The 10730-nt window shown below is 62.3% G+C and carries 12 protein-coding genes; 6 read left to right on the forward strand and 6 right to left on the reverse strand.

The window, feature by feature from the left end; genetic code table 11:
- Together AC1DY5_RS26940 and AC1DY5_RS26945 are read right to left on the reverse strand one after the other, a co-directional pair.
- The coding region (locus tag AC1DY5_RS26940; protein WP_478116378.1) for a DUF4158 domain-containing protein at positions 1-582 on the reverse strand (582 nt) is incomplete at its 3' end.
- Positions 570-827, reverse strand: coding sequence for a hypothetical protein (locus AC1DY5_RS26945; protein ID WP_478116362.1), 258 nt, complete (start codon positions 825-827; stop codon positions 570-572). The genes AC1DY5_RS26945 and AC1DY5_RS26940, both read right to left, overlap by 13 nt.
- Here AC1DY5_RS26945 and AC1DY5_RS26950 point away from each other — a divergent pair, their 5' ends adjacent.
- Entirely contained in the window at positions 828-1745 is a 918-nt protein-coding gene (locus AC1DY5_RS26950; RefSeq protein WP_478116363.1) for a TauD/TfdA dioxygenase family protein, read from the forward strand.
- Between the two features lie 26 nt (positions 1746-1771).
- Here AC1DY5_RS26950 and gcvA read toward each other — a convergent pair whose 3' ends face one another.
- Positions 1772-2680, reverse strand: a complete 909-nt coding sequence (gene gcvA / locus AC1DY5_RS26955) for a transcriptional regulator GcvA (RefSeq protein ID WP_478116364.1) — start codon at positions 2678-2680, stop codon at positions 1772-1774.
- A 45-nt stretch (positions 2681-2725) separates the two neighbouring features.
- Here gcvA and AC1DY5_RS26960 point away from each other — a divergent pair, with 45 nt between their 5' ends.
- The gene (locus AC1DY5_RS26960) at positions 2726-3745 is read left to right on the forward strand and encodes a Bug family tripartite tricarboxylate transporter substrate binding protein (RefSeq protein ID WP_478116366.1); all 1020 of its coding nucleotides are present in this window, start codon (positions 2726-2728) and stop codon (positions 3743-3745) included.
- Between the two features lie 13 nt (positions 3746-3758).
- Here the strand turns inward: AC1DY5_RS26960 and AC1DY5_RS26965 are convergent, their stop codons facing one another.
- Positions 3759-4229: a MarR family winged helix-turn-helix transcriptional regulator gene (locus tag AC1DY5_RS26965; protein WP_478116368.1), complete on the reverse strand. Its 471-nt coding sequence runs from the start codon at positions 4227-4229 to the stop codon at positions 3759-3761.
- A 169-nt stretch (positions 4230-4398) separates the two neighbouring features.
- On the opposite strand from AC1DY5_RS26965, the gene AC1DY5_RS26970 reads away from it, so the two are divergent.
- From AC1DY5_RS26970 to AC1DY5_RS26985, 4 genes are all read left to right on the forward strand, one after another.
- A complete protein-coding gene (locus AC1DY5_RS26970) occupies positions 4399-5379 on the forward strand; it encodes a Bug family tripartite tricarboxylate transporter substrate binding protein (protein WP_478116369.1) in 981 nt (326 codons plus the stop codon).
- A gap of 23 nt (positions 5380-5402) precedes the next feature.
- Positions 5403-6677, forward strand: a complete 1275-nt coding sequence (locus tag AC1DY5_RS26975; RefSeq protein WP_478116371.1) for a CaiB/BaiF CoA transferase family protein — start codon at positions 5403-5405, stop codon at positions 6675-6677.
- 13 nt (positions 6678-6690) lie between these two features.
- Positions 6691-7719 carry an FAS1-like dehydratase domain-containing protein gene (locus AC1DY5_RS26980; RefSeq protein ID WP_478116372.1) on the forward strand — a complete coding sequence of 343 codons (1029 nt, stop codon included), beginning with the start codon at positions 6691-6693 and terminating at the stop codon, positions 7717-7719.
- 120 nt (positions 7720-7839) lie between these two features.
- Positions 7840-8211: a hypothetical protein gene (locus tag AC1DY5_RS26985; RefSeq protein ID WP_478116373.1), complete on the forward strand. Its 372-nt coding sequence runs from the start codon at positions 7840-7842 to the stop codon at positions 8209-8211.
- A 222-nt stretch (positions 8212-8433) separates the two neighbouring features.
- Here AC1DY5_RS26985 and AC1DY5_RS26990 read toward each other — a convergent pair whose 3' ends face one another.
- Positions 8434-8847: a hypothetical protein gene (locus AC1DY5_RS26990; protein ID WP_478116375.1), complete on the reverse strand. Its 414-nt coding sequence runs from the start codon at positions 8845-8847 to the stop codon at positions 8434-8436.
- A gap of 1370 nt (positions 8848-10217) precedes the next feature.
- Positions 10218-10418, reverse strand: coding sequence for a hypothetical protein (locus AC1DY5_RS26995; RefSeq protein WP_478116377.1), 201 nt, complete (start codon positions 10416-10418; stop codon positions 10218-10220).
- Positions 10419-10730 lie beyond the last annotated feature (312 nt).

Raw genomic sequence — 10730 nt, forward strand, 5'->3', positions numbered from 1 at the left:
GCGGAAACCAGGAATCAGGATGCGGCGTTCGTACAGCCAGGTACGCGCCGTACCGATGAGGTCGTCCAGGTGGGCCGCCTGGTCGGACGCGACTGCGAGTAGCTCTTGCAGTTCGACGGTCTTCGTGTCGTCGAGATCCTGCAGGCCCAGGTGGTCCTTGGCCCAACGCTGATGCTCGTAGAGGGTAGGGCGACGCTGGTAGAGCGACCGCAGGCTAGTGATGGTCAGCGTGGGCGCGCCCAGGGCGTCGCTGACGGTACGCAGGAGGTTCTTCGGAACGACGGCGACGCGGTCCAGGGGTCGGCCGCTGGCACGCAGGTGCAGAAGCAATATCGCCGCCGGCACGCGCCGGTCGGCGCGAAACCGTTCGCACAGCGCCGAGACGTCCGCCTTGGTGAGCGTGAAGTACTGCTCGACGTCGAACTCGGACAGCCTGGCAGGCAGACTGTCTGCTCCGACGTAGAGCGATGTGCGAAGGTCATGGCGCAGTCCAAGCCTGTCCGGGTGGAGCGTCCGGGCGCGATGGCCTGGTAGGTCTTCGCGACTTCGCAGTCGATAAAGAGAGCGTGTTAACGCGCGCAGGTCGCAGGCTGCTTGGCGAACAGCACGACGCCGGCAATCTCACGGTCGTGTCGATGCAAGGGCGTCAACGCATCGAGACCAAGCTTGCGGCGCAACTCGGCGGGCGGCAATGCCGCTGGTCGATGACGCCCCCCATCGATGCAGTCCCCCTCATTTCGTTTGGGGTCGCCCCAATAAGTTTCGTTTGCGGCGGCTGCCGGGGCGCGCAACCATCCAAACTTCAGCGAATGAAGAAGGATTGGCATATGAGCTCCACTGGAATCGAAGTCAGCGGCCTCCGGGTGCAACCAACCGGAGCCGCTCTAGGCGCCGACGTGTTTGGCGTAGACATCTCCCAACCGTTGTCGGAAGTTCACCGCAAGGCCATCTTGCAGGCTTGGGCAGATCATCTCGTGCTGCGCTTCAGTGGCCGCAGGCTGGATGACTCGAGGCTGATGAGCTTCAGTCGCAACTTTGGCGATTTGGACCTGGCCGCGATCGGCACGCAAACCGAAACCTCCGACCTGGACTCGCCCGAGCGCTACGTGACGATCATTTCCAACGTGGTGGTCAATGGCAAGCCCATCGGCGCGCTGGGCAGTGGCGAATCCGAATGGCACACCGACATGTCCTACAACGACATTCCGCCGCGCGCCAGCGCCCTGCATGCACTGGAGATCCCTGCGAGCGGCGGCGACACCGGTTTCACCAACATGTACGCGGCCTACGACTCGTTGGCTGAAGCCACGAAGCAGCGCATCGCCGGGCTCACTTGCATCCATGACGCAAGCCTCAACAGCACGGGTGCGGTGCGCCGCGGCTACTCTGAGGTGACCGATCCGCGCGAGACGCCCGGTGCGCGCCATCCACTGGTGCGCGTGCATCCCGTCACCGGCCGCAAGTGTCTGTTTCTCGGGCGCCGCCGTAACGCCTACATCCTCGGGTTAGCGGTAGCCGAATCCGAGGCGCTGCTCGACGCACTGTGGGAGCACTGCCGCCAGCCGCACCTGGCCTGGTATCAGGTGTGGCGCACCGATGACCTCATCGTGTGGGACAACCGCTGCACCATGCACCGCCGCGAACCATTCTCGGAATCGTCACGGCGCGTCATGCATCGTACGCAAATGACCGGCGAGCCGGTCCTGTCCGTAGCCGAGAAGACCACGGCAGTCGACTTTGCGTGAGTTCGAATGACGCAACTCGAAGGATTTCAGACTTGGTCTTCGCGCGTTTGGCGAGCCTCGTCGAGAATCCATGTTCTGAACTTGTCAATCTTGTTTTTGCGGCGATCGTCGTCGCCGGCATACATGAGGCACCAGCCGCGCCCGCGGACGCGCACCTTGAATGGCATGACCAAGCTGCCATCGCGTAGCGCTTCGAGTACGAAGGGAGTGCGACCAATTGCGATTCCCAACCCGGCCTTAGCGGCCGCTAATGTGAGGGCGTAGCTATCGAACTTGGGGCCGCGTTGCAGGTCGACGTCCACCAGACCTGCCTCATTGGCCCACATTCCCCAGTCGTCCATTGCTGGGAGATTGTGCAGCAGCGTATGGCGGGAAAGGTCCGCCAGGGTGTCCAATGGAATGCGGGCCAGAAGCGCTGGGCTGGCAACCGGAAAGCTATCGGTGTCGAAAAGGTGATCCATATGCAGCAAGGTCGTGTCTTCAATGGAACGAATGGCCACATCAATGTCGTCATGCAGCAGATCCAGAGACTGGTCGTGAACCAGCAACCTCAGCTCGATACGTGGATGCGCAGCGCTAAATCGTGGCAATCGCGGAACGAGCCAGTGCAGTGCGAAATTGGGCAGCGCGCTGATGGTCAGCACCGTGTCGACTTCCTTGCGCATCAGGGTTGCAGTGCCGTCGCGAATTCCGTTGAACCCGTCGTTCACCGATTTGATGTAGCTCTCTCCCTGGCTGGTCAGCGAAAGCTTGTTGTTGATGCGTCGAAAAAGCGCAAAGCCAACCCAATCCTCAAGCACCTTGATCTGATGACTGATGGCTGCTTGCGTCACGAACAATTCTTCGGCTGCACGTGTGAAGCTGCAATGTCGCGCTGCCGCCTCGAAGGCGCGCAGCGCGGCCAATGGCGGAAGAGGCGTGAGTCGGGAAACCATCGTGTTTCCCAGTTTATTTGATCTCCCGCGAAAAGGAACTGGAAAGTGAACTCATCGTACGAAGTAGTAGGTCCGACGCGTCGCCGCGTGCTCGTGTCAGGCGCCGTGGCGCTCGGCTGGCCCGCCATCGGACTGAGCCAGCCGGGCGGCTGGCAACCGACTAAACCGATCCGGATCATCGTGTCCCAGGGACCGGGAGGTTCGATCGATGTCACCGCGCGGGCCTATGCGGATTTCCTTTCGGCAAAACTCGGGGTGCCTGTCACCGTCGAGAACCGGACGGGCGCCGCCGGGATGGTTGCAGGTGCGGCGGTTGCACATTCGGCGCCGGACGGCCACACGCTGCTCATGACACCGCAGAGCTTGATGGCACTGGGCCCGGTGCTGCTGAAAGCTCCTCCGGTCGATCCCGACAAGGACCTCGTGCCGGTCGCCTCGATGGGCGTGGGACCCCTGGTAGCCGTGCTGCCCAAGGACCATCCAGCCAAAACGATCAACGACGTCATCGCGCGTTCGAAGCGCAAGCCCGTCAACGTCGGCAACTTCGCCGTGGGATCTGGGTGGCAACTGAGCTTGAACCAGTTGGCAAGGGATACCGGCGGCGATTTCACTGTCGTCAACTACAAGGGCACGGTGTCGATGCTTCCTGACTTATACGCGGGCATCCTCGACATGGGTGCAGGGACGTTGGCCGGTATGGGCGGAGGCTTGCAAAAAGGCCTGGTCAAGCCGATCCTCATCGTTGCCGGCCAGCGCTCGAGGCTGTTGCCCGGCGTGCCGACATGGACGGAAGTCGGCTTCAAAGGGCCTGCCTACGAAGATCTCATCGAATCAAACATGCTGCTGGCCCCGACGGGTACGCCGCAGGGCGTGGTGGATACCCTTGCGCGGTTGGCAACGGCGTCCGTGAGCGAATCCGTGCCGATGAAGTTCGTTCGCAACACATTGTCCGTCGATGAGGTGCCGCTCGTGGGCGCGGAACTGAAGCAGGCCGTCATGCGCTCCTGGGCGGCCTACCGCACCCTCGCACGCACGATGAAGCTGGGCGCCGAACAAGGCGAATGATCGAGCGGGCACCTTACGTGGCGCCACCGTCCGCTTCCTCCGGATGATCGTCAGGGTAAGCGATCATCGTCAATGCGGCGCGCACCCGTTCCATCTCGTCCTTGCCGAGCATGCGCTCGTATTCGCGTTCGACCTGCAGCATGCTCTTGTTCATCCGGAAAAGGTACTCCAGACCCGCTTCGGTAAAGCGAACCAGTGAGGCGCGGCCATCGTCCGCGTCGGCGTCGCGATAGACGAGGCCATCCGCTTCCAGGTCGCGCACCATTTGCGCGACAGCCTGCTTGGACACGCCGAGGTGCCGCGCGAGATCGATGCTGCGCGTTCCGTTCTCAACATCGATGAAGGGAAGCAGGCCGCGCCGGGCGTGCAGGACTACATCGCCTGCGCCTTCCATCTTGCTGGCCACGCGCGCGATGAAGTCATCGCGTGCAAGCAGGAAGAGGCGGCCCATCCGGTAGCGCCGGGACTTCTGAAGTGCGTTCAATTGTGCTCGGGTAAACATGCTGGAAATGTAGCACCGCTTGTCGAGTTCTCCAATGAGAGACTCTCAAAATAGACAAGATACTTGACTTGTTTGGGTTTTACGCCCAAACTGCATTCATCGCAGGCCCGACTCCCTCACGGGCCTGATTACCACCGAGACTGGAGACGACATGACGACCCCTACTCATCTGCTGTTAAGCGTCGCGCGGGCAGGCATCCTGGTGCTTCTCGCCGTCACAACGGCATCGCAAGCGACCGCGCAAGAGCGCTTCCCCACTGAGCCCATCAAGATCGTCGTGCCGTACCCAGCCGGCGGAAGCGTCGACCGAATGGCGCGAATATTCGGCGAACAACTGACCAAGGAGGTAGGTCAAGCGGTCCTTATCGACAACCGCCCGGGCGCAGGCACCAACATCGCCGCGGAACTCGTCGTCAGGGCCAAGGCCGATGGCCACACGCTGCTGTTTGCGAGTTCGGCGCAGGTGCTGAACCCGATCTTCGGCCCGGCGCCCTCGTTCGATGCCCTCGCTGGGCTCGAGCCGCTCAGCCTGGTCTCGCGCGTCCCCTTCATGCTGGCGGCCAATCTCAAGGCGCCATTCAACAACGGCAGCCAGCTGCTGGCTGCTGCCAGGGCAGCGCCCGACCAGATTTCGGTTGGCAGTGCGCAAGGCGACCTGTACGTGGAACTCCTGAACGACAAGGCCCAGATGCGCTTGCTGCACGTGCCATACAAGGGTGGCGCGCCTGCGACGACGGACGCGATCGGCGGCCAGATCACCACCGTGTTCTCGCTGCTCCCCGTGCTCCTGCCGCAGATACAAGGTGGCAAGCTCAAGCCGCTGGCCGTCACTTCCGCCAAGAGGCAAAGCGTCTTGCCCGACGTGCCCACCTTCACCGAGCTTGGCATCGATTACGACATCAGTCTCTGGTACGGATTGATGGCGCCTGCCGGCACACCCAAGGCCGTGCTCGACCGACTGGCCGGCGTGGCCGAGAAAGTCATGACGACTCCCGACTTGGCGCTGAAGATTCGCGCCGGTGGCGCCGAGCCCGCGTGGAACAAGCCCGACGAGTTCAAGGCCCTGCTGCGCGCCGACACGGCGTACTGGAAGCAAGTAGCCAAGAAGCTGCCGCATCTCGTACAGAAGTAAACCCTACTCACCAGGATCTTGTCATGACCAACTCGCACGCTCCCGAAAAGACCGGCCCGCTGCGCGGCCACCGCGTCGTCGAACTTTGCTCCACCATCGCCGGCCCGGTCTGCGCGCGCCTGCTCGCCGACTTTGGCGCGGACGTCATCAAGATAGAGACCCCGGAAGGCGACCCCGGCCGAAACTTCGGGGCGCAAGTCGACGGTGTCTCGCTTTACGGCACGTCGATGTACCGCAACAAGCAATCCATCGTGCTAGACCTGAAGAGCGCTGAAGGACGCGACATTGCACTGCAATTGCTGGACAAGGCCGATGTGCTGGTAGAGAACTTCCGCCCCGGCGTGCTGGACCGCCTGGGACTCGGCGAGGAGGTGCTGCGTGCGCGCAACCCCCGTCTGGTGACTGTCCGGATCAGCGGCTACGGCCAGACCGGCCCCTACCGCGACTTGCCGGGCTACGGCGCCATCTGCGACGCCGTCGCGGGGGTGCGGCACCTTACCGGCGATCCCGACCGCCCGCCGGCACGCTGCTCCTTGCCGACAACCGACTACCTCACGGCTGTCTACGCCGCCTTTGGGACGATGATGGCTTTGTACGAGCGTTCGCGCAGCGGGCTGGGCCAGATGATCGATGCGACGCTGTTCGAGAGCGCGTTTTCGCAGATGGAAGAGGTCGTTCCCTCTTACGAGCGCACTGGGTCCATCCCCATGCGGCAAGGCCCGCGGCTGATGAACACGGCGCCCAACAGCTTGTATCCGACCAGCGACGGGCAATGGGTGTTGATTGCCGCCAACAACGACGCCATCTTCCGGCGCCTGGCCGCGGCGGCCGGCCATCCCGAATGGGCCACCGATGCGCGCTATGCCAACCAGCTCGCCCGCGGTTCACGCGTGGAAGAAGTCGACGGCCTGGTCACCGAATGGACTCAGGCGCGTAGCGCGGATGAAGTGCAACTTCTGCTGCTCGAGGCCGAAGTGCCCGTGGCGCGCGTCAACACCATCGCCGACATCTTCGAAGACCAGCACTATCGCGCCCGTGACATGCTGCTCCGAATTCCGCATCCCACGCTCGGCGAGGTCACGATGGCTGGCATCGTGCCGAAGATGTCTCGAACGCCCGGCCTTGTGGTCAAGGCTGGTTCGGGAATCGGCGAGGACACCCGCGACGTGCTTGTGCGGGATTTGGGTTTGACTGAAGTAGAGGTGGACCAGCTCGTCGCAACTCGGGCCGTGTGGTGTGCTACTTCCGCGCCCGCCATTGCATCTCCCGTTGACGCGGGCCTTRCCGTAGCGGCCTGAACGAGGACGATCGATGTTCGACACACCCCTTGCACCGCTGGAGAAGCCGCGCTTCACCAGCACGCACATCCTGCGCTGGCTCGCCGCACAGCAGAATTGGGACAAGATCCACTTCGATCAGCAGTACACGCGCGACATCGCGCAACTCGATTCAACGGTCATCAATGGCGCGCTGAAGCAACACCTGATCGCGCAGTTTCTCGGCCAGTCATTTCCACAGGCTTGGCTCTGGCGCGTCAACTACCGGTTCGTCGGGCAGGACGGTGTTGGCGAGAAATTGCGCGTGCAAGGCTATGTGACGCGGAGTCAGCTTTTTGGTGCGCATCACTTCGTGTCGGTACAGGTCGAGATTTGCAACCTCGACCGTGGGGAACTGACGACCGCGGGCGAAGCTGTGATGGTTGTCGCGCAGGACGGCTCGCGCATGCTCGATGGCCTGGGCATAGAACCGCCGGCGGAGCTTTGCCTCTCACAAGAAGCGACCGCGCTCGATCCTGACGTCGGCCCAGGCATCAATGCGTGGCTGGGCAAACAGATCGATGAACGCAAATCTTTCTACCCTATCGATCTCAGCCGTCTGAGGCTGTTCGCACAAGCCGTCATGGGACTTGAGCCCGTGCACTTCGACCCGGAAGCCGCCGCTGCTTCCCCGTGGGGCGAGGTCGTGGCGCCGCCGTTGTTTCCCCTGCACGGGCTGGAAGCCAAGCCTGACAGCTATCCATTGAGTGAAGACGCCAATTCACAAGGGCGTGAGGGCGTCAACGAGATCGGCCGCGATCTGGCGGAGCGCTTCGGCCTCAACGCGGCGGGCGGAATGAATGGCGGCAACAAGGTTCAGATCCACTCGCTGGCCCGCGTGGGCGAGCGCATCGAAGCCAGGAGCACCCTGATTGGTGTGCGCCGTCGGACAGGAAAGCGCGGCGGCGACATGCTGCTTCTGGAAACCATCAACCACTATTCGGAGTCTGGCGGACGCCCGCTGCTGACCGAGCGGCAGACGGTCGTTCTGCGATTGTTGCAGTCGTCGTTGACGGCGCCTTGATCCCCCAGGAACCCGAGGTCGGTGTAGAAACGCTTTGACAGCCCAAAGTCTCCTTCGCCGGCACGAACGCCTTGAACTCGACCACTGCAAGTTTGTGCATTTTCGGCTCCGTCGCATGAAGTGACGGCCATTCTCCACGCAGCTTTCGAGCTCGATACCTCGGACGTCGATTTGGTCAGGGCGCTCTCTCCGACTGCACGGAAAGGAGCGGGCGGAAACGGCCATCGACTGAAGCCCAAGGATCTGCATGAACGTGGCGACGGCGACGTCGAGTACTTGCGCAAGGCGGCAACCGTCAAGATGCGGCGACTTCGCAAGTCGATGACCAACGCGCTTCTGACCTTTTGCGGTGCCCGCAATTTCATCGTGACGGGGAGGGCTCGACCGCCCCTGCATGTACGACGCGCTGATCACCGGATACAGCGACGAGCGAACGTGGCGCAACCCGTGACGACCACTGCGACGGCGACCAAGAGGAAGGCCAGAACATGATCTGGCCTTCGCCCATGCGCTCCAGTTTGCCGACTACGCGCGAGGATTGCCCCGATTGACCTCGTCCGTGAGGCGCTTGATGAACAGATTCCTTCGAGCCAATCGAAACGACGGCGCGCAAATCGCGCAAATCGAGAACGCAGGCCCTGATCAACTGCCAGGCACGTCGACCTTGCACCAGCTGGCATCGGGGTTGAAGCGCGTCATCAGCCGGGCGACCGCTCAGTCCAGTCCCCAGACCTTGAGGGTGGCCGACGGTGCATTGCCCATGATCTTGTACTGGACCGTCACCGACGTGAGGCGCCCCTTGCGTCCCGGAGCATCCGCGGGAGCGGTCTGTCCCCCCGCCTTCAGGATCCCGACATTCGTGAGCGTGTCATCTTTGCGGTTGTCCCAGTTGAGGACGAGCTGCGTGATCTGCACGTCAGCGCCCTCGGCAGAGAGCTTGACCTGCTTGACGTCCTTTTCCCATCGACCGCCGGCGCTCTTGATCTGCGCGCTGGGATCGGCGGCCTTGATGGTCTGCTCACCGAGCACGAACCATTCGTCAGCTGCTGTTGCGGTGCCCGCGGCGCCCAGGAGGGCGGCGGAAGCGAAGGCCAATGAGGCCATCAAGGTATGGATCTTCGTCTTCATGGAGGTTCCCTTCTGATCCCGGTTCAGCCAAGATCGGTGTCTGCTTACTGCATATCCCCTACTGATCCAAGGCGTCGTGGCTTCTCAGAAGAGAGGCGGTGAGACACACCTGACGCTGACTGGGGAAAGCGCCAGCGGAGAGAAATTATCTGTCCCTCGCCGGAGAGCGTGTTGAGGTTTGTCAATCACGCGCACGGCGACGGCGATCCTTCAGGCGCACTGGCCTATTTCGCCAGACGCACTGACCGCGGGACCGCGGAAACTCACTGCCGAGCCAGTGCCACTGGGGGCGGGGCGTATGAGGGCGGCCGAGCCGCTTGGCGGTTGCTGGCCTGGAACGAAGACATCGAATGCCGTCTCGTTCGCGAACACGTACTGTATATAGACCGTCTGTCCAGAAGTTGCCCCCCATTTCTGCGCCACGCATACAGCGGCGGCCTTCGGGGCAAGCTGGCTTTGACCGACGGGACGAACCTCTGAGGGTGGCGGAGATGATGGTTGGCTGGCGCACCCGGAGACTGCAATCACCAACGCGGGTAAAGCAAGTTTCATAGTCGTAGCTCCATTTGAAATCGCACAAGACACCGGTCCGTACGAGATGACGAACCTGGCAAGGCGACAACGCCGAACTTGACCGGCGACTCGAGCTGTCGCCTGTACGGTCAGTCAGTCTAGGCGCCCATTGCGGATGCGCGCATTGACATTTGTCAGTTGATGGGAGTCTTGACTTGATGTCGGTCCGCGAGGCGGCGCAAGAATTGCAAGCATCCGAGAATGGACTGACCGGCGGCGAATGAGAGCAATGCCTCACGATTCCTGACGGCCCCCACGCTCCAGAAGCTATAGCCACATGCAAGACGGGACATGGCCAAGAAAATTCAACTCAATGACGCGCAGTGGAATCGGTTGCAGAGGCTGGCAAACGAAGGCAAGTGGGCTCCCGACGAATCGACTGGCGTATCACATCGCCTGAGGTCTAACGGCTTGGTGGCATCGGACCGCAAAGGCCGCGAATACTTAACTGATCAAGGGGCGCGTCGATTGAGTCAGGGCCGGTAGCAGATCGATCGGCAGACGCTTGATGACTTGAGCTTGAGTCCAGACGGGGACGTGGTGGAAGGTGGTGTCGATCGTCAGCGCCTCCAGAATGCCCACCAGGGTGCGCGGCGTCCGATAGGCGCACGCAGGTCCGCACCCAGTGTGCTCAACGCTCCACTGCGCCTGCGCAGCTCGCGCTCCAAGACATGCGCCCGCCCGTTCGCATCGTGCTCGCCGTGCAGCGCGCGGCGGCGCCACTCGGCCGCCTGGGCGGCAAGCGCGTCATCGGTTAGTTCTTCGGGCGGCTGAAACATGTCTACGACCTGACCGCCTTACTTCGGCCCCGGCATCAGGGTATGGGCGAACGGTTGGTCGCCCTTGGCTTCCGCAGCCTGGCGTTGGATGAAGGTCATGGCCGCCTCTGCGCTCCTCCCCTCCTTCTTGAGCTTGAACAAGATGCTCACGAACCGCGTGAGCGTCTCGTCGCTGACCGACATGAAAGCCTTCGCGTGCTGGTTCCTGATGTTCATCATGAGTTACGCGGGGGCGGTGCACTTTGGTGTAGGTAATCGTGCCATGGCAAACAAGAATTGCCAACCTAAAGGGCCCTCGATCTGTCCATGACCAGCGCACACTCGCGTAGTGTGGCCTCGGGACCAGCCATTGCGACCGGGATAAGGAAAGCGGTAGGCTGACACGGAAGCCTTTGCGTACAACCCGAGCGCGCTTGTGGTCGTTCTCGCACAACCCATTGTTCCGAGATCGGGTTCTGCCTTCGTCCATTATTCGCGACGTGCAGGATGGGGGCTCGAACAGAATCAAGTCCCAACCCGCCCGCGCAACAG

The organism is Variovorax sp. P4_D9, from assembly GCF_056401695.1.